We start from the raw sequence: 20,114 nt of genomic DNA, 5'->3' as shown, positions 1-20,114 counted from the left end.
GGCGAACTTTTCCCATGATTTCCTTCTCCGCACGGAAAATTATAGACCGAGCGGCCCGAGGATTCCACATGGAGGATCCCTTCCCTGTTCAGTCTATCTTCGGATATGTTCCATGAAGACTTTTCCGTCTGCGTTTTTCAGGCGGATGGAGCAGGTGAACTCCTCCCTCTGTTCGGGGAAGTCCGTCCTGTTGTGGGTGCCCCGGGTCTCTTCCCTCGCGAGGGCCGCCTCTGCGAGCAGCAGGCCCGAAAGAGCGCACTGTTCCGTGAAGGTGTCGTCCGCGGCCCGGGTACGGAGTTCCGCGAGGGCGGCCCGGGCTTTTTTCAGGCCGTTGCCGTCCCGCTCCCGTTCCACGTAGTTTGACACGGTTTCCCTGATGTGGGGAAGGAGGGCTGCCCGGAGGGACTGGTTTTCGGAGAACCGGGGGATTTCCGGCAGTCCGGGGAGGTCCTTTGCGGGGAACTCCGCCATGGAGACCGCCGCCATCAGCCCGGAGACCGCCGCCTGTGTGGCGGCGTTGCCCGCCATGCGGCAGGCGCCGTGCATGCCTCCCGCCGCCTCTCCCGCGGCGAAGAGGCCCGGAATGTTTGTTCTGCACCGGGAGTCGATTTCCAGGCCCCCCGAATGGCTGTGGGCCATGGGGCCCACCTCCAGGAGGCTGTGCTTCACGTCGAGCCCGGCGTTTTTCACCCGTTCGTAGAACCAGGGATAGGCCTCGAGCACCTTCTGGTCGAGATGGCGCAGGTCAGCGTAGACTCCGCCGAGGGGAGTGCCGTTTCCGGCCTTCAGCTCTTCCCGGATGGCGTTGTTGATGAGACTTTTCGGCGCCCCCGCCTCGCCCTGGGGGCGGACTTTCAGCAGGAATCGTTCCCCCCTGCTGTTGAGAAGGTATGCGCCTTCCCCAAGCATGGCGGTGGGACAGGGCTCCCCGACGGCATCGGGAGGCCCGTAGCAGACCATGGGTTCGAATTCGACGAATTCCAGGTCGATGAGGGACGCCCCGGCCTCGAAGCCCATGGCGAGGGTCCGCCCGTCGATGTCGGCGGGATAGGTGGATTTGCCGTACAGGTTGCCCACGCCTCCCCAGGCCGCCAGGACGACAGGAGCCCGGAGTGTCTTCAGGGGCTCCCCTGCCGTCAGGCAGGCCGTTCCGGCGATGCGGCCGCCGCTGACCAGCAGGTGAACGCAGGATGTGTTGTCGAAAAACAGGACGCCTTTCTTTTCCAGTTCCCGGCGCAGCACGCTGACGATGTGACCGCCGATGAGCATGTCGGTGCGGCAGAGTGACCTGGGGCAGCTCGACCCCGAAGCCCGTCGCAGCCGGTACCGGCCGTCCTCCAGCCTGGCGAAGGATACCCCCCAGCGCTCCAGGAGGGCCACGCATTCGCCCGTCAGGGCTCCCAGGGCTTCCACGAGCTCCCTGTTGCCCAAGCCGTAGCCTGCCGCCAGCATGTCCGAACAGTACAGCTCCGGGCTGTCTCCCGAGGGGCTGTCCGGCAGGACGGCGTTGAAGGCGGCGATGTAGGGGGCGCCCCCGTAGCCCGGCGAAAGAACGGCGATCCTGCCCGCGCCCCGCTCCACGAGGGAGCAGGCGGCGATGAGGCCGGCGATGCCGGAGCCGGCGATGATGGCGTCGAACGCAGCGGTGTCTTTTGTATTCATTGTTTTGCCTCCGTGAGCGCTTTCCGTCGTCTGAGGATGCACAGGAGAATCACGGCAGCCCCGACCGAAATGCCGATGATGTCGGTCATTCTCTCCGGCAGGATCATCAGTACGGCGGCGGAAATGAGAGCGGCCCGCTCATAGGCTCTCAGGGGCATGATGACGTACCCCGCCATGCCGGCGGCAAGGAGGAAGGTTCCCACGAAGAGCACGGCCGTGGCCTTGGTTATTTCGAAACCGGATCCCATGAGCAGGATCGCCGGATCGTAGACGAAGATGAAGGGGATCAGGAAGGCCACGAGGGCGTACCGGGCGCCGAGCCATCCCGTCTTCCAGGCGTTGCCCCCGGCGATTCCCGCCGCGGTGAAGGATGCCAGGCAGACCGGCGGGGTGATCTGGGCCATAATCCCGAAGTAGAAGACGAACATGTTCGCGGGAAGGGCGGGCACCTTGAGGGCGGCGAGGGTGGGGACGAAGAGGATGTTGGCCACCAGGTAGGCGGCCACCGTGGGCAGGGCCATGCCGAGGAGCATGCAGCCGCCCATGGTGATCAGGAGGGCGATGAGCAGGTTGCTCACGCCCACTCCGGCGATGATGGTGGACAGCTTCGTGGCGAGGCCCGACTGGATGACGATGCCGATGATGATACCGCAGGCGGCAGTGGGTATGGCGATGTCTGCGGCCTGGCGGGCTCCCTGGAGGGCCGACTCGAAGAGGGATTTCAGGCTGACGTAGTATTTGCCGCCCAGGACGAACCGGTTGACGACATTGACCCCGATGGCGGCGTAGATGCCCATCATGCCGCTGCGCATCAGCGACGCGCCGGACACCATGTAATAGACGAGGATGATGGCCGGGAGAAGCATATACAGCCGGGGAATGATCACATCCACCTCTATGGCCGTTTCTGCGGAGGCCTTGGCTACCCGCTGTTTCTGGGCGATGAAGGTGACGAACAGGAAAATGGACAGGTAGTAGGCGACGGCCGGTATGATGGCCGAGAAGGCGACCGTCTTGTAGGGGACGCCCAGCATTTCCGCCATGATGAAGGCCCCGATGCCCATGATGGGGGGCATGATCTGCCCGCCCGTGGATGCCACGGCCTCGATGGCCCCGGCCTGCTCGGGAGTGTAGCCCACCTTCTTCATCATCGGTATGGTCATGACGCCGGTGGTGGAGACGTTGGCCACGGCGCTGCCGCTGATCATTCCCATGAGGCTCGATGAAATGATGGCCGCCTTGGCGGGGCCGCCGGAACTCTTGTTGGAGAATTTCAGCCCGATGTCGATAAGGAGCTGGCCGCCGCCGCAGGCGGAGAAGAAGACCCCGAAGACGATGAAGTAGAACAGGCTGTTGGCGGAAGTGTACAGCGGCGTTCCAAGAATTCCGTCAGGCCCCATGGTCATGAGTTCGGTAAAGGTTTCGAGGTTCGTTCCGCGGTACCGGAGGATGGACGGGAAGTGGTGGCCGAACCATGCGTAAAAAATAAAGAAAAGGATAAAGAAGAAGAGGATCTTTCCCATGGTCCGCCGGACGGCCTCCATGAGGACGACGACGCAGACGGCCATGGCCACGATGTCGATGGTCAGTACGTCCGAGATGAAGGCGACCCTGGTCGTCAGCCGGGGAGATTCCCAAATGAAGTAGTAGAAGAGGAAGGCGATTCCGGCAAAAAAGGCCAGGTCCCCTATCTTTCCGAGGCTGCCTCCCTGTTCCGCCTCCCGGTAAAGGAAGACCACGAGAAGGGCAAGAAGCAGGTGTACCGGGCTTTGAAGCATGGGGTGAAGAGGGGTGAAGATGGCAAGATAGAACTGGAATGAAATCCAGATAAAACTCACCGCTATAATGATTCCCTGTCTCGCCGTCATTTTTGCCGGAGTGTACTCTGACATTTTCTGTTTCCTCCTGTCGTGCGTTCCGCTCTTTCTGCTGCTCTCCCGGGCGGGCGCCGCCGCCCCGGAAAAGAAGGAGCCGCAGCCGGAATTCCGCTGGCGGCTCCTCCGCAAGGAACTTTCTTTACTTCATGTAGTTCATTTCGCGGTAGTACTTCTCTGCGCCGGGGTGGAGCGGAGCGCCGGTCTTCAGGATGTCGTGGGCCGTGGCGGGATCGAAGGAGGCCAGTGTGGCGTTGGCCTCGACGAGCTTCTCCTTGCCTTCGCAGAGGGCCTTCGTGAGAACATAGACCACATCGTCGGGAACGGACGCGGAGACGAGCACGACCTGGGGGGATCCCACGGACTGGATCTCCTTCGTCTGTCCGTTCCAGGTGTTGGCGGGGATGGCGATGTTGTCGAAGCCCTGGCCGTTCATCTTCGCCCTGGTTTCGGCGGAAAGCTCGGGGAAGAACATGTCGGTGGTCAGGCAGAGTTCCGTGGTCGCGGACTGGCCGGCGCCCACGTGGTCGATGGTCATGTCCGCCTTGCCGTCCTTCAGGAGGCTGACGATGGCGGCGGTTCCGGTCTGGGTCACGCTGCCGCCCCAGGATTTTACGGTGTCGTAATCGACGCCGAGAACCTCGAGCACCTTGTTGCAGGCAAGTTCGCCGAAGGAGCCGTTGGCCTTGATGGCGATGCGGACGGGGTGCTTTTTGGCGACAACCTCTTCCACGGTGGTGATGCCCGTCCTGTCAACGAATTCCTTGGTGAACATGACGTTGACGAAGTCCTTGCCCAGCCCGCCGGCCATGGACCGGACGCTCTTCGTGGGCTCGCTGCCGAGAATGCCGCTCTCGTAGGCCCACTTGGCGGGAGCGGAGTTGCCGAGGACGATGTCGCAGGCACCCTTTTCAAGGATGACCGGGGCGCCAACGCCGCCGGGGGATGTGGTGGTCACGTCGACCTGGGAGCCTGCGGGAAGGGCAGGGGTCCAGACGTTGACGATGGCGGAAGCGTACATGTACATGGCCGACCCGACGCTCTGGGTGGCAAAGGTCAGTTTCACCGGCTGGTCAAGCGCGGCGAGGGCTGCTCCGCCGGTGAAGGCAAGCAGAAGAGCGGGAACCATAAGAAACGCAATCACTTTTCTCGAGATTTTCATACCTGTTTCCCTCCTGTGATAGTGTGTTTTCCCTGTTCCGGGCTTTCACTGCCCCGAAAGCCTGCGGACCGAAGATGTGTCCGGCGGGTTACGCCCTGCCCCGGTCTTCCGGCAGGTTTCCCCGCTTTCCCCGGCACCTTCTTCCGCCGGAAAGAGCGCCTTTCGTCCGTCGTCCGGTTATTTCACCCCCCTTGTCTTCATTCTGTGCCCGCGTAGTGCTCTTTCAGCACCCTGGCGATTTCTTCCGCCACAGCCGGATCCTCGCTCCAGAAGGGTTTCCGGCATGGTCCCACGGGGTAGCCGAGGAGATTGGCCGCCATTTTGACGATTGAGTTGGGGTTTCCGAGCCGGAAGCAGTTCCGTATGGCCCGGATGGAGTCCTGGGCTTTTTTGGCCCCTGCGAAGTCGCCTTTTTTCCAGAGTTCGTACACCGACACCAGGGTCCGGGGGAAGAGGTTGGCGATGCCGCAGACGCCGCCCCTGCCTCCGGCCTGGAGTGCCCAGAGGAGCAGGGAGTCGTTCCCCGAAAGGACGGCGAAATCACTGCCCGCAGTGTGCTCGAGAAACTGGAGGATAGTGTCGAAATTGCCGCTGGAATCCTTCACACCGGCGATGCCGGGAATCTTCGAGAGCTTTCCCACCGTGTCCGGCGTCATGGAAACGTTGGTGCGCGCGGGGATGTTGTAGAGAATCACGGGAATGGAGACCGAACCGGCGAGGGTTTCGTAATGGGTGATGAGCTCCTTCTGGGAGAGGGCGGCGAAATAGGGCGTGATGACCGAAAGGGCATCGGCGCCGATCTTTTCGCACTCCCTGGAGAGGTGCACCGTATCCGCCGTTCCGGGGCAGCCCGTTCCGGCATAGACGGGAAGGCGCCCGTTGTTCTCTTCCACGGTGATTTCAAGCACCCGGAGCTTTTCGGCCTCGCTCATGGCGTAAAACTCGCCGTTCGTCCCGAAGACGAAGAGACCGTGGACTCCCGCCGCTATCTGGCGGCGGATCTGGTTCCGGAGCTCTTTTTCATTGACGCTTTCGTCCGGGTTCATGGGTGTGACCAGTGCCGGTATGACTCCGTGAATATCAATCATGGGCTTACTCTCCATTCAATGTGGTCTTGTACAGGGCCCAAAGGTCCTCTACGGCAGCAGTTTCAGGTAGATGTTCCGGGCGTCCTCCGGCGTGACGGGCTTCGGGTTGTTGTCGAGCAGGCGGGTTACCTTCATCGCCGCTGCGACGATCTCGTCCAGGTCTTCTTTCCGGACCCCCAGTTCCCTGAGGTCCGAGGGGATGCCCAGAGAACGCACCAGGGAGAAAATGCCCTCCACGGTCTTTTTGGACGTCTCCCCGTCATCGGCTCCCGGAGGGATGCCCATGGCGGCGGCAACTTCGGCGAACCTGTCCGTCACAGTATCCCGGTTGAACTCCATGACCCAGGGAAGGAGTATGGCGTTGGAGATGCCGTGGGGTATGCGGTACCGGCCGCCCAGGGGATAGGAGAGGGCGTGGACGGCCACGGTGCTGGAGGAGGCAATGCACATGCCCCCGTAGAAGGCAGCGAGAAGCAGGTCTTCCCGTGCCTGGAGATCCGATCCGTCTCTATAGGCCTTCATCAGGCTGCGGCTGATGAGCCTGATGGCCTCCAGGGCATACAGGTCAGAGAAGGGATTCCGTTTCTTCGAGATGAAGCATTCGATGGCGTGGCAGAAGGCGTCCAGGCCGGTGGCGGCGGTGACGTTCGGCGGAAGGGTCAGCGTGACGGAGGGGTCGAGGACAACGCAGTCGGGAATAAAGAAGGGATGGACCACCCCAACTTTCAGCTTCTGTTCCGGCACCACCACGATGGAGTTCGGGGTCGCCTCGGAGCCCGTTCCCGCCGAAGTGGGTATGGCGATCAGGGGAACGCCCCGTTCCCTGATGAGCTGTGCGTCCAGCAGGTTGTCCTGGTAGGCCGGATTCCGGAGGAGCACGGCCACCATCTTGGCGCTGTCGAGGACGCTTCCGCCCCCCATGGCCACCACCAGGTCCACCCCGAGGCCGCTCAGTTTTCCGAAAAGGTCCTTCACCTGGCCTGTTTCGGGCTCCACTGGCAGATCGCTGAAAACGTGGAGTTCCGCCCCCTGAACGGCCAGCAGCGCCAGAAGCCTGTCCGCTCCGCCGTTTTTCCGCACGTTTCCGTCCACGAGGAAGGCGACGGACGTTGGAGCGTAGGAAGAAACGATCTCCCCTATCTGCTCCAGGCTTCCTTTTCCGGAAACCACATCCCGCGGCGGACGCATTCTGTAGGTCATAGTGCTCACTCTCCTGTCATGGGAAAATCCATTCGGGAAAAGGAAACCTCCCGGGCGAGTTTCTGGTATACCATGGTTACCAAATAAGTGCAGCCTGATTATATTCATAACTCAGCAAGCTTGTCAATGGAAAAGGCTCAATAAAAACAGGGTAAAGTGAATCTCTCTCTGAATGGAGCAAAGAAGGGGATTTTTTGGAAGGAAAAGAATATACAGCGGTGGCCGGACACGAGGTCCGGCCGCCTGAAACTGAAGGAGGGCTGCGTTTTTCAGCCCTGATTTCCGGGGTAAATTTCCCCGGCGGAGTAGAGGACGGCCCTGCCCGCCAGCAGGATCCTTTCGCCGCAGTCCCTGCAGAAGAGTGTTCCGCCCCGGCGGGACGCCTGGCGGGCGACCAGTTCCTTTTTTCCCAGCTTCCGGCTCCAGAGAGGAACAACGTGACAGTGTCCGGAGCCGCAGACAGGGTCCTCCTGCACGTTCATTTTCGGGGCGAAGCTGCGGGTAACGCAGTCATAGTCCTTTCCCCGGGCGGTCAGGTGGAGGAGAAGACCGTCCAGTGCCGTCACCCTGGCCATATCCGGCGCTGCTTCCCGGACCTGCCGCTCGTCCTCAAGCACGCAGACCAGGTCCCTGGCCATCCATGCCTCAGTGGGGCGGAAGCCGGCGGCTTCTTCCATGGCCCCGGTGACCGGTACCGGGGTCAGGGTATAGGCGGGGAAATCGAGTTCGTACAGGTCTCCCCTTCGGCTGACCGTCAGCCGGCCGCTCAGGGTCTCAAAAAGAAGGCGGTCGGCACCGGTTTCCACGAAGCTGGACAGAACGTAGGCCGTCGCCAGGGTGGCATGGCCGCACAGGTCAACCTCCCCGCCGGGGGTGAACCACCGCAGCCTGTAGGCCTCCCCCTCTTTCACCGTAAAGGCCGTTTCGGAGAGGTTGTTTTCCATGGCGATATTCTGCATCAGCCCGTCCGGCAGCCAGCTGTCCAGAACGCAGACCCCGGCCGGGTTTCCCTCGAACACCTTCTCCGCAAACGCGTCCACGACGTAATATCTCATGTTGCCTTCTTCCTCCCCTTTTCTGGAAGTACTCGACGGAGTACGAAATGAGCGCAAAGTATCAGATTTGAAGACCTCTGTCAATTTTGGCTGCTGACAGCCGGAGCGTGTGAAAAGATATGGAGGCGTTGAAGGCCCAATTGCCGGTCTGAAAAAACTCTGGAAGAAACAGCGGTTTGGGGATATGCTTCTGGATAGGTCTACCAAGGAAAACCATTGGCCTTTCGGAGGCACTCGCTGCACGATACACTGCACGCAGTGTGAGAGGAGGAAAAGAGCATGGAATACGGAAGCCTTCTGCTGTTGTTTGACGGGGAAAACCCCTGCTGGACGGAAAAGCTCGTGAAATTGGCCGAAGAGGACCCGGCGCTTCTGTCGGACATGGTCCGGGACGGCCTGGCCGAGAGAAAGGGAGAGATATGCGTCCTGACCGGCGCGGGAAGGACGGCCTTCCGGGAGGAGGCCGCTGCAAGCTTCCTGCCCGCGGAACCCGGAATCCCCGCCCTGGACCTCGGGAAGCATCTCTTCCGGACGCGGCTGCGGCTGCTGCTCGACAGGAAGCATATCCAGCGGTGGGGGCTGAAAGAGTACGTACCGGGAGCCCGTTTTCCCGTCCCGGACCTGGAGGATGCCCTGCTGTTCTCCCATGACGGAGGGCTGGAATGGAAATGGCCTTCCTCCCCGGCGGTGGAACGGATGAGGAGCGACTGGCCCGTCACGGGACTGGCAGCCAGGAAAACGGCACCCCCGCCGGCCGACGCGGCAGCCCGCTGGTTTGAAACCCTGGGCGAGGCTCCCGCCGTCTTCGAGGCGGATCTGCTCTACCTCAGCCGGTACGATTTCCAGGCCTATACCTCCTTTGCCCCTCTGCCCGGCGACCGGTGGGGGCTGCTGAACGCCGACCGCTTTTTCTGCATGGATTCCCCTTCTCCAGAAAAGAGCAGTCTTGAATGGTTCCTTGGAACCGCCGGCCGGTTCCACCTAGCCCTGGAGGTTCTTCGCCGTATGGTCCTGCCGGGGTACATGGACCTGGACAGCCATGACCAGGACGGCATCAACTGGCTGGTCTTCCTCTTCGAAAGGGAGGAGGAGGCCGGGCGGTGCGTTTCCCTTCTGGCTCCCTTCGGGCAGGACCTTATCCGCCCGGCCATACCCATGGACGTGTGGGCCCTGAGCTTCGAGGCCCTCGAGGCCTTTTCCGAAAAGGCGGAGACCATCCACGACCTTCTTCCGGTGATCGGGAAAGCCGTGGTGCGGACTCCGTGAAACTTTTTTGAAAGGCTGTCCTGCCGGAAATCCGGAGAGCTGCAGCGGAAAAGAAGGCCGAAACTGTTTCATGGAAGGAAAAGGAGGAAAACCATGAAGGACGGATTGAGCTCCAAAGAACCGGACAAGAAGCTTGCTGCCGTTTGCGGACTGTATTGCGAGGCGTGCTCCCTCTACATCGCCACGACGGAAGACCCGGCACGGCTGACGGCGCTGGCAAAGCTTTTTCAGCTGCCGGAGGAGGAGATGCGCTGCTACGGATGCCGTTCGGAGAAGAGGGGGCCGTACTGCCGGACCTGTGAAATGGCCCCGTGTGCCGCTGAGCGGGGGATAGAGTTTTGCGGCGAATGCGCGGAATATCCCTGCGACACCCTGAAAGCCTTCCAGGCGGAGCGTCCCCACCGGGCCGAACTCTGGGAGGACCTGGAGAGAATCCGCGAGGTGGGGTACAGGGAGTGGATGGCTGAAAAAAGGGAACACTATTCCTGTCCCCGGTGCGGCACCCTCAACTCAGCCTATGACCTGAAGTGCCGGAAGTGCGGAGAAGAACCGGGCTGTGCCTTTACCGCCATGCACAGGGAAAAAGTTGAAGAAGCCCTTCGGATCCCGCCGGGCGGAAGAAAAGGCGGCAGCGGGAATTCCGGAAAAGCTGAAGAAAACCAGGAATTGCCGTGAAAAAAAAGCTTCCCTAAGACACTATCGATTTAGTATAATACATTGTGTTTGACTATGGCAGAATACGGGGTGATAGAATGACCGACACCACAGACCGCTGTTTCTCCGGCCGTCTTGCCCGCCTGCAGGAGGAGCTGGAGAAAATCGGCGCCGATGCTTTGATGGTCTTCAGCAGCGAGCTGGACAATCGGCCGGGAATTCAGTACTTTTCGGGCTTCACCGGATCTTTCGCCGTGCTCGTGCTCGGCCGGAACGGGGGCAGGCTCGTCACCGACTCACGGTATTTCCTCCAGGCGGAGGAGGAATCCTTCTTTCCCCTTGTGGCGATGGAGGACCGGGACCCGTGGCCCGCCGTGGGGCAGGCCCTCCGGGAGCTCGATGTCAAAATGCTCGCCGTGGAGGACGACAGGCTGACCCTGGAACGGGGGCGTGCCCTCGGGAAGATCGCCTCTTCCGTGGTGGGCACGTCCGGGCTGGTCCGGAGGATCAGGGCGGTGAAGGATGAGGAGGAACTGAACGTTCTGCGCCGTTCCGCCCGGATAGCCGCCGAAGCCTTCGAGGCGTTTCTCCCGGCCATTCGCCCGGGGCGCACCGAGGCGGAAATCGCCGCCGACCTGGTGCACGAAATACGCACACGGGGAGCCCAGCAGATGGCCAAGGGGCATTTTGTGACGGCCTCGGGCCCCCGGGGAGCCAGACCGCACGGAGTGTTTTCGGAGCGGGTGCTCCAACGGGGCGACTTCATCACCATGGATTTCGGGGCCGTTCTCGACGGCTATGTCTCCGACATGACCCGCACGGTGGGCCTCGGGGAACCGGACCCGAAACTGGTGGAGATCTACCATATCGTCGAGGAGGCCCGAAAGCGGGCCGTGGCGGCGGTATCGTCCGCGGCGACGGGGCGGGACGTGGACAGCGCGGCCAGGGACTACATCGCCTCGAAGGGCTGGGGAGCTCATTTCACCCACTCCACGGGGCACGGCATCGGCCTGGAGCTTCATGAACTGCCCGTGGTGAACCGCCTGAACGAGGAGAAGCTGCCTGCCGGTGCGGTGGTGACCATCGAGCCCGGCATCTACGTGGAAGGGCTCGGCGGCGTCCGGATCGAGGACGATGTGATTGTCCTGTCCGGGGGGTGTGAAGTGATCACCTCGGCGTCCCCCACGGCACTCAGGCTGCTCTCCCCGGCGTAGGAGCGAAATTTCCCGGCCGGAGCGGTCCGGCCGGTGGCGATAGACAAATCAAGCGGAGGAAAGAAAGGAAGTGGAAAGGAAATGAACAAGTTCAGAACAGCAGCACTCGCCCTCGTTCTTGCCCTGGCGTTCTGCCTGCCCGCCATGGCGGCGGAACTGCGGCTCGCCCAGGTGGCCGACGTGTCGAGCCTCGACCCCCACAAAGTGAGCGACATTTACTCGGCGAACGTCATCCGCCAGATCTACAGCAACCTGGTGCAGGTGAACGAGAACATGGAGATCGTTCCCGACCTTGCAGAAAAGTGGGAAAACCCCGATGACCTCACGTGGATCTTCCACCTCCGCAAGGGTGTGAAGTTCCACAACGGCGAGCCTTTCACCGCCGCCGACGTGAAGTACACCGTCGAGAGGATCCGGGACCCGAAGACGGCCTCTCCCGGAGCCACTCACCTGAAGGAAGTGGCCTCCGTGGAAGCAGTGGACGATTATACTGTGAAGATCGTCACGAAGCGCCCCTTCGCCCCCATGCTCATGAGCCTGACCCGCTACGAGACCTCCATTCTCTGCGAGAAGGCCGTGGCGGCCGCGGGCGCGGACTACGGCAGCAAGGCCGCCGTCGGCACGGGGCCCTTCAAGTTTGAGAGCTGGTCCCGGGGCGACAAGGTGGTCCTGGTGAAGAACCCCGACTACTTCCGGGGGGCTGCCGCCATTGACACGGTGATCTACCGGGGCATCCCCGAGGACGCCACCCGTCTCGTGGAGCTCGAATCCGGCGGCATCGACGTCATCCCCGGAAACTTCCCCTACCAGGAGTTCGAGAACATCGAAAAAAACGACAAGTACCTCACTTACAAGGTTCCCGCCATGTCCACCCTGTACATGGGCCTGAACACGGAAGTGAAGCCCCTGGGCGACAAGCTCGTTCGCCAGGCCATGAACTATGCCGTGGACAAGCAGGGCATAGTGGACGCCGTGTACTTCGGCTACGCGGCTCCCTCCAGAGGTCCCCTCTCCCCGGTGATCTGGGGATTCGACCCCGAGAGGAAGGAGGCCTACGCCTACAACCCCGAGAAGGCCCGGGAGCTTCTGAAGAAGGCCGGCTACGCCGACGGCTTTGACATGACCATCTACTCCGACAACCGGACCGAGCGGCGCAGCGCCGCCGAGCTCATCCAGGCCTACCTCGCCGAAGTGGGCATCCGCGCCCAGATAGAGCTCATGGAGTGGAGCGCCCTGCTCTCCACCTCCGCCAAGGGCATCGGCGGCGGCTTCATGCTCGGCTGGACCGGCACGGGCGACGCCGACGGCGGACTGACCCCTGTCTACCACTCGGCCAACATCGGCTCCTCCAACCGGTTCCGCTACAAGAACGAAGCCCTCGACGCCCTTCTCGAGAAAGGCACCGCCACTCTCGACCAGGAAGCCAGGAAGAAAGTATATGCCGAGGCCCAGGAACTCATCGTCGAGGAATGCCCCCTGGTCTTCATGATCAGCCAGGAGCTGCTGGGAGCGTCCACGAGCAAGGTCAAGGGGTTCAAGCTCTACCCCAACATGATCAGCCCCCTGTATTCCGTCACCCTCGCCGAGTAACCCCAATCGACAGAACGCCGGCGGGCCGCCCCACAACGCGGTCCGTCGGACTTCATTTTTCGGAGGACAGGATCCATGCTTCGTTATTTTCTCAAGAGGCTCATGTTCCTTATCCCGGTGCTGCTGGGCGTTTCGGTGGTGATCTTCTCCATTGTCCACCTGGCGCCGGGAGACCCTGCCGAGGTCATGCTCGGCCCGAGCGCCACCCAGGAAGAAATTTCCAACCTGAGGGAACAGCTCGGACTCACCAAGCCTTTATACGTGCAGTACGGCATTTTTCTCACCAACGCCCTCAAGGGCGATCTCGGGCGGTCCATAAAGAGCAACGCCCCGGTGGTGGACGAGATAATGGAACGGTTTCCCGCCACCCTCACTCTCGCGGTGCTGGGCATGATCTTTGCCATCGTCATTGGCCTGCCGCTGGGAATCCTGGCGGCATTGAAACAAAACACCTGGGTGGACGCCTTATGCAGTTTCTTCGCCCTGGTGGGCTTTTCCATACCGAATTTCTGGGTCGGCCTGATGCTCATGCTGCTGCTCTCCATCTACATTCCCGTCCTTCCTTCGTCGGGCTTCGATTCATGGAAGAACCTCATCATGCCTACCATCGTCCTCGGAATCCAGACCATGGCGGTCATCGCCAGGATGACCCGGTCCAGTATGCTCGAGGTTATCCGCCAGGACTACGTCCGCACCGCCCGGGCAAAGGGCATTTCCGACCGGCTGGTGCTCACCAGGCATATTCTCGGCAACGTGCTGATTCCCGTGGTGACCATAGCGGGGATATATTTCGGCCACCAGCTCGGCGGCGTGGTCATCACCGAGACCATCTTCTCCATTCCGGGCCTCGGGAGGCTTATCGTGGACGCCATCCGCGCCCAGGACTACCCTGTGGTGCAGGGGGGCGTGCTGTTCTTCGCCCTCTGCGTGGGGATCGTGAACCTTCTGGTTGACCTGCTCTACGCAGTGCTGGACCCGCGGATCAAGGCCCAGTACCGGGCGGCGAAATGACGGAGAGGGGGATAACGTCATGAATAACGGAAACGGTACCCTGTTTGCTCCCTCTTCCGTCCAGACGAAGGAAAGGGAGAAGCGCCGGAGCCCCTGGTGGGAAGTCTGGCGGCGCCTGCGGCGCAACAAGGCCGCCGTCGTGGGAATGTCGGTGGTCATCCTGCTGGTGGTGGTGGCGGTCCTCGCCCCCGTCCTGGCCCCCTACGACCCGAACCAGACGAACATCAAAATGCGCCTCCAGGGACCGTCGTCGGAACACCCCCTGGGGACGGATAACTTCGGCCGGGACATGCTGAGCCGGATCATCTACGGCAGCAGGATCTCCCTCTATGTCGGCTTCGTCGCCGTGGGAATCGGCGCCGTGTTCGGCGGCATCCTCGGGGCCATAGGCGGCTACTACGGCGGACGGCTCGACAATTTCATCATGCGGTGCATGGACGTGCTCCTGGCCATACCCCAGATCATCCTGGCCATTGCCATCGTGGGCGCCCTGGGAACGAGTCTGCTGAACCTCATGATCGCCGTGGGGATCAGCCAGCTTCCCCGGTACGCCAGGGTGGTCCGGGCATCGGCCCTCACCGTCCGGGGGCAGGAGTACGTGGAGGCGGCCAGGGCGGTGGGAGCGAGCGACGCCAGGATCATCCTGGAGAACATCCTCCCCAACTGCATGGCACCCATCATCGTGCAGAGCACTCTGGGAGTGGCCCAGGCCATCCTTTCGGCGGCGGCCCTCTCCTTCCTCGGCCTCGGCATCCAGCCCCCCACGGCGGAGTGGGGCTCCATGCTGAGCTCGGGACGGCAGTTCCTCCGGAACGCTCCCTATCTCACCTTTTTTCCGGGGCTGGCCATCTCCGTGGTGGTGCTCGCCCTGAACATTTTCGGCGACGGGCTTCGGGATTCGCTGGATCCCAAGCTCCGCCAGTAGTCCGCCGGGAGGTTTTTTCATGAATGGTCCCTTGCTGGAAGTAGCAGATCTGAACGTCATTTACAAAACCTACGAAGGAACGGTGGCCGCCGTGAACGGCGTGGAGTTCTCCCTCGAAGCGGGCAGGACCCTCGGCCTCGTGGGGGAGAGTGGCGCGGGGAAAACCACCACCGCCCTGTCGATCATGGGCCTTGTCCCGTCCCCTCCGGGCATCATCACCAGCGGCAGCGTCAATTTCGCCGGAAAAAACCTCCTCTCCTTTTCGGAGAAGGAGATGAAGAAGATCCGGGGCAACCACATCTCCATGATCTTCCAGGACCCCATGACATCCCTGAACCCCGTGGTGACGGTGGGAATCCAGATTTCCGAAGCCCTGGTGGCCCACCAGAATCTGTCGGAGGCGGAGGCGGAGAAAAAGGCCATGGAGATGCTGGAAAAGGTGCAGATCCCGGGTCAGCGGTACCGGGAATACCCCCATGAATTCAGCGGCGGCATGCGCCAGCGGGTGGTCATCGCCATGGCGCTGGCCTGCAACCCCGGGCTCATCATCGCCGACGAGCCCACCACAGCCCTGGACGTGACCATCCAGGCCCAGGTGCTGGACCTCATGCGGAGCCTCAAGGAGGAGTTTTCCACCGCCATGATCATGATCACCCACGACCTCGGTGTGGTGGGGGAAGTCTGCGACCATGTGGCGGTGATGTACGCCGGCAGGATCGTGGAGACGGGCTCCCTGGAACAGATCTTCGGCAACGCCCGGCACCCCTACACCCTCGGCCTGTTCCGGTGCATTCCGGACATCGAGGAGGAGACGTCGAAAATACGGCCCATCGAAGGCCTCATGCCCGATCCCTTGGACCTGCCGTCGGGGTGCCCCTTCCATCCCCGGTGCCCCCAGTGCATGGACGTCTGCCGGACCGTCGTTCCCGGCGTGCTGGACGACGGCGGGCACAGGGTGATGTGCCATCTCTACGGGAAGGGGGGTGCCGCTCATGCCTGATCTCATCAAGGTCGAAAACCTGGTCAAGTACTTCCCCGTGGCGGCGGGAAACGTCCACGCCGTGGACGACGTGTCCTTCGCCATCAGGGAAGGGGAGACCCTCGGCCTCGTGGGCGAGTCGGGCTGCGGCAAGTCCACCACGGGCCGGCTCCTCATCCGGCTCATCGAGGCCACGTCCGGCCGGATCCTCTACCGCGGCCGGGACATCGCCTCGGCGGACAAAAAGACCCTCCACGACATGCGGAAGGAAATGCAGATCATCTTCCAGGACCCCTTCTCCTCCCTCGACCCGAGAAAGAGCATCGGGGAGACCATCGGCAAGCCCCTGGAGATTTTCGGCATGGGGTCGAAGCGTGAGCGGGAGGAAATGGTGGACGCTCTCATGGAAAAAGTCGGCCTGAGCCCCCGCCTCTTCTACAAGTACCCCCACGAGCTCGACGGCGGCAGGCGCCAGAGGGTGGGCATCGCCCGGGCGCTCTCCCTGTCGCCCAGTTTCATCGTCTGCGACGAGCCCGTCTCGGCCCTCGACGTGTCTATCCAGGCCCAGATACTCAACCTGCTGAAGGAGCTCCAGGAGACCATGAAGCTCACCTATCTCTTCGTCTCCCACGACCTGTCGGTGGTGAAGCACATCAGCAACCGCATCGCGGTCATGTACCTCGGGAAGATCGTGGAATCGTCGCCTTCGCTGGAACTTTTCAGCAACACACTCCATCCCTATTCCCAGGCCCTGCTCGCGGCGGTGCCCATTCCGAAGCTCAACCGGAAGCGTGAGCGGTTCATCCTCAGCGGAGGGGTTCCCAGCCCCATCAACCCCCCGTCCGGGTGCAGGTTCCATACCCGCTGCCCCTGGAAGATGGACATCTGTTCCAGGGAGGAACCTCCCCTGACGGACAGGGGCGGCGGCCATTTCGTGGCCTGCCACAAGGTGAAATGAGAAGGAGGACACAGTCATGGTGAAATACGATCCCCATTATTACCCCTATCCCTCGAGGCGGAACATGATGTACGCCTCCCGGGGAATGGTCTGCGCGTCCCACCCCCTGGCGGCCCAGGCGGGACTCGATGTGCTGAAGAAGGGCGGCAACGCCGTGGACGCCATCGTGGCCACCGCGGCGGCCCTGACGGTGGTGGAGCCTACGGCCAACGGCATCGGCAGCGACGCCTTCGCCATCCTCTGGAAGGACGGAAAACTCAGGGGATTCAACTCCAGCGGGCCCATCCCCCGGGCCCTTTCTCTGGACGTGGCCGACGCGAAGGGATGGACCGCCCCCTCGTCGGACGGGCACCTGCCCCCCTACGGCTGGACGCCCGCCACGGTTCCCGGCGCCCCCGCCGCATGGGCTGAACTGACGAAGACGGCGGGAAAGCTCTCCCTGGCCGAAAATCTCGCCCCAGCCGTGTTCCTCGCCCGGAACGGCCACGCCGTCTCGGTCACCACGGCCCACCACTGGGAACTCGCCTACAGAAAGTACGCCCGGGAGAAGGGAGAGGAATTCAAGGCCTGGTTCGATACCTTCGCTCCCTCCGGCCTGGCCCCCCGGGCCGGAGAGGTCTGGTCCTCAGAAGCCCACGCCCGGACCCTGGAACTCATCGGGGCCACGGACGCCCGAGCCTTTTACGAGGGTGAGATCGCAGACAGAATCGTGGCCGCCGCCCAAAAAACCGGCGGGTACTTCTCGGCCGGCGACCTGGGATCCTTCCGCCCCGAGTGGGTGGAGCCCATCAGCGTGAACTACAGGGGATACGACGTCTGGGAAATTCCCCCCAACGGGCAGGGCATCGTGGCCCTTATCGCCCTCTCCATCCTCAGGGGCTTCCGGTTTTCGTCCCACGACGACCCCCTCACGGTGCACCGGCAGATCGAGGCCATCAAGATGGGGTTCGCAGATGCCCACCGGTACGTGGCGGACACCCGCTTCGCCGCCGTTCCTGTGAAGGAGCTTCTTGACGATGCCTATGCCGACGCCAGGAGGGCACTGCTGGGCGAGGAGGCTGAGGACAGGAAGGCCGGAAATCCCATGCCCGGAGGCACAGTCTACCTCTGCGCCGCCGACGGCGAGGGAAACATGATCTCCTACATCCAGAGCAACTACATGGGTTTCGGTTCGGGCGTGGTCATCCCGGAGACGGGCATCGCCCTGAACAACCGGGGACACTGCTTCTCCCTGCAGAAGGGACACCCCAACATGCTCGAGCCGGGAAAGCGCCCCTACAACACCATCATCCCGGCGTTCCTCACGAAGGACGGCGTTCCCGTGGGTCCCTTCGGCGTCATGGGCGGCTTCATGCAGCCCCAGGGGCACGTCCAGGTGGTGATGAACACCGTGGACTTCGAGATGAACCCCCAGCAGGCCCTGGACGCCCCCCGGTGGCAGTGGATGGGCGGCATGAACGTTTCCGTGGAGCCCGGTTTCTCGCCGGCCATAGCCCAGAGCCTCGCCCGGAGGGGACACGCCATGAAGTTCGAGCTGGAGTCCAATTCTTTCGGCAGGGGAGAGATCATCTGGCGGACGCCCGAGGGAACCCTGGGCGGCGCGACGGAGTCGCGGACCGACGGCTGCGCGGCGGTCTGGTAGGACCGGAAGCGGAAACGCTGTCATACTGAGGAGCACAGTAACGAAGGACCTGGTTGCACCAGCAAAAACCAGGTCCTTCGCTTTCGCTCAGGACGACTCGGGGTTTGTCATCCCGAGCGGATGCGAGGGATCTCGCGTTTTGTCATTCCCAACGGCGAAGCCGGATCGCGAAGCATCCCCGGAAGGGAGGACCTGTTTTTCCTCAGAAATCGCTGATGGTGATCCTCCCGTCCTTTTCGAAGCGGACCTGCGTGTCCTTCCTGCTCATGAGATATTCCGCCACGGCGTCGATGTCCCTGATGTCCGTTTTTTCCGCCGTTCCTTCCGCAAAGACGAAGAGCCTGTCGCCTCCCCCGGCGGTCCAGGAATTCACCGCCACGGTGTATACCCTGTCGTCCTCCAGGGGAACCCACTCTTCGCCGCTGAGGACGGACACGCTCCGAAGCCGGTTCCCCCAACGGATCAGTCCGCCGTTTGCGTCCACGAGGGAAGGAATGCCCCGGAGAGAGTATTCCACCCGCAAGCCGGAGAGCTGGAGGAACGCCCCGGTGTGGGGACGGGTGTTCGGGTCGTACTGGTCGTCCGGTCCGCCTTTCAGGGCCCCGGCGGACAGTTCGAGGATCTGCCGGATCTGCGTTCCCTTCAGGGAGACGACATGGATGGGGTTGTTGAAGGGGAGTATCTCCAGCAGCGTCTTCCATGATACCTTCCCCGCGGGGAAAATCCTGTCTCCCCGGACGCCTCCGCCATTGATCATGGCGATGTGCGTATTGAACCGCCACCGCAGGGCGTCGGCGATGAAGTTCCCAAGGGAGCTTTCTCCCGACCTCACCGTGAGAGACCTGCCGTCGGCATTGTTTTCGAAGATCCCCACCGTGGAAATCAGCGCTTCGTTCAGTCTGCCCTCGAAGGTCCTGGCGATGCGCTCCACTTCCTTATGGCTTCCGGCTTCGGGAGTGACCCGGAGGAGATTCCATGACGTCCCCTGCCTGCTGATCCGGCCGTTCCTTACGTCGAGCAGCAGTTTTCCGATGAAGGCTCCGTAGGCGCCCGATTCCGCCAGAAGGGTTTCCCATCCGTTCGGTCCCCGGACGAAAAGAGGTTCCGGGGTCTCTTCGTGGGACGAGCCCCCGAGAATGGCGTGGATCCCTTCCACCGACTCCGCGAGGCGTTTGTTCTCTTTTCTGGAAAGCCGGCTGAGGGCGATGACGACTTCCGCTCCTTTTTCTCGGAGTTCCTGGACCATCTTGACGGAGACGGCTTCCACGTTCCGGTTGAGGTGCACTCCCGGCCCCGGACTCGCCTGGGCGAAGAGATTGGGGGAGGCGATGCCGAAGACCCCCACTTTCGTCTTCGCCGAATCCAGGATCACGTATCTGGAAACCCGTTCCGCCAGATCCTGATCGTCAAAATACAGATTTGATGCCAGGGCGGACATGGACGTCCTTCCCAGCCCCTTTTTCAGGTGGTCCGGGCCGTAGTTGAACTCATGGTTTCCCAGGAGGAAGGCCTGTACACCTGCGGCTTCCAGGGTGGTGAACTCGGGCTCCCCGGCAAAATGAAGCCACATGATGCCCGAGACGGCGTCCCCTCCCTGGAGTATGAGGGCAGAAGGTTCCGCCGCCCGCTCCTTTGCCAGGAGAGATGCGCCGTTGACCAGCCCGCCGAAGAGGACCGTGGTCTTGTTCGCCTTCAGGGAGACGGGCAGGATCTGGCTGTGGAGATCCCCCAGAAAGAGTACGGGTACCCGAGCGGTTGATCCCGCCGCCGGGGCAGGAGCGGGAAGAAGAAGGAGAGCCGCCGAAAGAAGGAGCGCAGGGAAACGAATCATTTT

Annotated in this window: 16 protein-coding genes; 9 read left to right on the top strand and 7 right to left on the bottom strand. The window is 62.3% G+C overall.

Features of this window, described 5'->3' with window-relative positions; genetic code table 11:
• Window positions 1-93: 93 nt before the first annotated feature.
• The 6 genes from C8D99_RS03975 to C8D99_RS03950 all read right to left on the bottom strand — a co-directional run bounded on the left by C8D99_RS03975 (window position 94) and on the right by C8D99_RS03950 (window position 8,041).
• Window positions 94-1,662, bottom strand: a complete 1,569-nt coding sequence (locus C8D99_RS03975; protein ID WP_133956609.1) for an FAD-binding protein — start codon at window positions 1,660-1,662, stop codon at window positions 94-96.
• On the bottom strand, window positions 1,659-3,554 hold the full coding sequence (locus tag C8D99_RS03970; RefSeq protein WP_208321068.1) for a TRAP transporter permease: 1,896 nt from the start codon (window positions 3,552-3,554) through the stop codon (window positions 1,659-1,661). The genes C8D99_RS03975 and C8D99_RS03970 overlap by 4 nt, the downstream gene beginning before the upstream one ends.
• 124 nt (window positions 3,555-3,678) lie before the next feature.
• Complete coding sequence (locus C8D99_RS03965) at window positions 3,679-4,698, bottom strand: TAXI family TRAP transporter solute-binding subunit (protein ID WP_133956606.1); 1,020 nt, start codon at window positions 4,696-4,698, stop codon at window positions 3,679-3,681.
• Between the two features lie 197 nt (window positions 4,699-4,895).
• Complete coding sequence (gene dapA / locus C8D99_RS03960; protein WP_133956604.1) at window positions 4,896-5,786, bottom strand: 4-hydroxy-tetrahydrodipicolinate synthase; 891 nt, start codon at window positions 5,784-5,786, stop codon at window positions 4,896-4,898.
• Between the two features lie 48 nt (window positions 5,787-5,834).
• Window positions 5,835-6,986, bottom strand: a complete 1,152-nt coding sequence (locus tag C8D99_RS03955; protein WP_133956602.1) for an iron-containing alcohol dehydrogenase — start codon at window positions 6,984-6,986, stop codon at window positions 5,835-5,837.
• Window positions 6,987-7,255: 269 nt separating this feature from the next.
• Window positions 7,256-8,041, bottom strand: a complete 786-nt coding sequence (locus C8D99_RS03950) for a PhzF family phenazine biosynthesis protein (protein ID WP_133956600.1) — start codon at window positions 8,039-8,041, stop codon at window positions 7,256-7,258.
• Between the two features lie 279 nt (window positions 8,042-8,320).
• Here C8D99_RS03950 and C8D99_RS03945 point away from each other — a divergent pair, with 279 nt between their 5' ends.
• The 9 genes from C8D99_RS03945 to C8D99_RS03905 all read left to right on the top strand — a co-directional run bounded on the left by C8D99_RS03945 (window position 8,321) and on the right by C8D99_RS03905 (window position 18,280).
• Window positions 8,321-9,307, top strand: coding sequence for a hypothetical protein (locus C8D99_RS03945; protein WP_133956598.1), 987 nt, complete (start codon window positions 8,321-8,323; stop codon window positions 9,305-9,307).
• 93 nt (window positions 9,308-9,400) lie between these two features.
• A complete protein-coding gene (locus C8D99_RS03940; RefSeq protein WP_133956595.1) occupies window positions 9,401-9,982 on the top strand; it encodes a DUF3795 domain-containing protein in 582 nt (193 codons plus the stop codon).
• Between the two features lie 77 nt (window positions 9,983-10,059).
• Window positions 10,060-11,175 (top strand): M24 family metallopeptidase, encoded by a 1,116-nt coding sequence (locus C8D99_RS03935; RefSeq protein WP_133956593.1) that lies wholly within the window; start codon window positions 10,060-10,062, stop codon window positions 11,173-11,175.
• 81 nt (window positions 11,176-11,256) lie between these two features.
• Window positions 11,257-12,765 carry a glutathione ABC transporter substrate-binding protein gene (locus C8D99_RS03930; RefSeq protein ID WP_133956592.1) on the top strand — a complete coding sequence of 503 codons (1,509 nt, stop codon included), beginning with the start codon at window positions 11,257-11,259 and terminating at the stop codon, window positions 12,763-12,765.
• Window positions 12,766-12,840: 75 nt separating this feature from the next.
• Window positions 12,841-13,776: a nickel ABC transporter permease gene (nikB, locus tag C8D99_RS03925; RefSeq protein ID WP_133956590.1), complete on the top strand. Its 936-nt coding sequence runs from the start codon at window positions 12,841-12,843 to the stop codon at window positions 13,774-13,776.
• Window positions 13,777-13,795: 19 nt separating this feature from the next.
• Window positions 13,796-14,701, top strand: a complete 906-nt coding sequence (locus tag C8D99_RS03920) for an ABC transporter permease (protein WP_133956588.1) — start codon at window positions 13,796-13,798, stop codon at window positions 14,699-14,701.
• A 19-nt stretch (window positions 14,702-14,720) separates the two neighbouring features.
• Window positions 14,721-15,701 (top strand): ABC transporter ATP-binding protein, encoded by a 981-nt coding sequence (locus tag C8D99_RS03915; protein ID WP_133956586.1) that lies wholly within the window; start codon window positions 14,721-14,723, stop codon window positions 15,699-15,701.
• Window positions 15,694-16,638, top strand: a complete 945-nt coding sequence (locus C8D99_RS03910) for an ABC transporter ATP-binding protein (RefSeq protein ID WP_133956584.1) — start codon at window positions 15,694-15,696, stop codon at window positions 16,636-16,638. The genes C8D99_RS03915 and C8D99_RS03910 overlap by 8 nt, the downstream gene beginning before the upstream one ends.
• Before the next feature lie 16 nt (window positions 16,639-16,654).
• Window positions 16,655-18,280, top strand: a complete 1,626-nt coding sequence (locus tag C8D99_RS03905; RefSeq protein WP_133956582.1) for a gamma-glutamyltransferase family protein — start codon at window positions 16,655-16,657, stop codon at window positions 18,278-18,280.
• A 202-nt stretch (window positions 18,281-18,482) separates the two neighbouring features.
• Here the strand turns inward: C8D99_RS03905 and C8D99_RS03900 are convergent, their stop codons facing one another.
• Window positions 18,483-20,111 carry a bifunctional metallophosphatase/5'-nucleotidase gene (locus tag C8D99_RS03900; protein ID WP_208321067.1) on the bottom strand — a complete coding sequence of 543 codons (1,629 nt, stop codon included), beginning with the start codon at window positions 20,109-20,111 and terminating at the stop codon, window positions 18,483-18,485.
• Between the last annotated feature and the right edge of the window lie 3 nt (window positions 20,112-20,114).

Source organism: Aminivibrio pyruvatiphilus, assembly GCF_004366815.1.
GTDB classification, from domain to species: Bacteria; Synergistota; Synergistia; order Synergistales; family Aminobacteriaceae; genus Aminivibrio; species Aminivibrio pyruvatiphilus.
This window is presented reverse-complemented; position numbering and strand designations above follow the sequence as displayed.

What these genes read in the sequence shown, in the direction of transcription:
- dapA (WP_133956604.1), bottom strand. Translation starts at nt 5,786, where the DNA reads ATGATTGATATTCACGGAGTCATACCGGCACTGGTCACACCCATGAAC.
- C8D99_RS03945 (WP_133956598.1), top strand. Translation starts at nt 8,321, where the DNA reads ATGGAATACGGAAGCCTTCTGCTGTTGTTTGACGGGGAAAACCCCTGC.
- C8D99_RS03905 (WP_133956582.1), top strand. Translation starts at nt 16,655, where the DNA reads ATGGTGAAATACGATCCCCATTATTACCCCTATCCCTCGAGGCGGAAC.
- C8D99_RS03970 (WP_208321068.1), bottom strand. Translation starts at nt 3,554, where the DNA reads ATGTCAGAGTACACTCCGGCAAAAATGACGGCGAGACAGGGAATCATT.
- C8D99_RS03910 (WP_133956584.1), top strand. Translation starts at nt 15,694, where the DNA reads ATGCCTGATCTCATCAAGGTCGAAAACCTGGTCAAGTACTTCCCCGTG.
- C8D99_RS03935 (WP_133956593.1), top strand. Translation starts at nt 10,060, where the DNA reads ATGACCGACACCACAGACCGCTGTTTCTCCGGCCGTCTTGCCCGCCTG.
- C8D99_RS03920 (WP_133956588.1), top strand. Translation starts at nt 13,796, where the DNA reads ATGAATAACGGAAACGGTACCCTGTTTGCTCCCTCTTCCGTCCAGACG.
- C8D99_RS03975 (WP_133956609.1), bottom strand. Translation starts at nt 1,662, where the DNA reads ATGAATACAAAAGACACCGCTGCGTTCGACGCCATCATCGCCGGCTCC.
- C8D99_RS03940 (WP_133956595.1), top strand. Translation starts at nt 9,401, where the DNA reads ATGAAGGACGGATTGAGCTCCAAAGAACCGGACAAGAAGCTTGCTGCC.
- nikB (WP_133956590.1), top strand. Translation starts at nt 12,841, where the DNA reads ATGCTTCGTTATTTTCTCAAGAGGCTCATGTTCCTTATCCCGGTGCTG.
- C8D99_RS03950 (WP_133956600.1), bottom strand. Translation starts at nt 8,041, where the DNA reads ATGAGATATTACGTCGTGGACGCGTTTGCGGAGAAGGTGTTCGAGGGA.
- C8D99_RS03955 (WP_133956602.1), bottom strand. Translation starts at nt 6,986, where the DNA reads ATGACCTACAGAATGCGTCCGCCGCGGGATGTGGTTTCCGGAAAAGGA.
- C8D99_RS03930 (WP_133956592.1), top strand. Translation starts at nt 11,257, where the DNA reads ATGAACAAGTTCAGAACAGCAGCACTCGCCCTCGTTCTTGCCCTGGCG.
- C8D99_RS03900 (WP_208321067.1), bottom strand. Translation starts at nt 20,111, where the DNA reads ATGATTCGTTTCCCTGCGCTCCTTCTTTCGGCGGCTCTCCTTCTTCTT.
- C8D99_RS03915 (WP_133956586.1), top strand. Translation starts at nt 14,721, where the DNA reads ATGAATGGTCCCTTGCTGGAAGTAGCAGATCTGAACGTCATTTACAAA.
- C8D99_RS03965 (WP_133956606.1), bottom strand. Translation starts at nt 4,698, where the DNA reads ATGAAAATCTCGAGAAAAGTGATTGCGTTTCTTATGGTTCCCGCTCTT.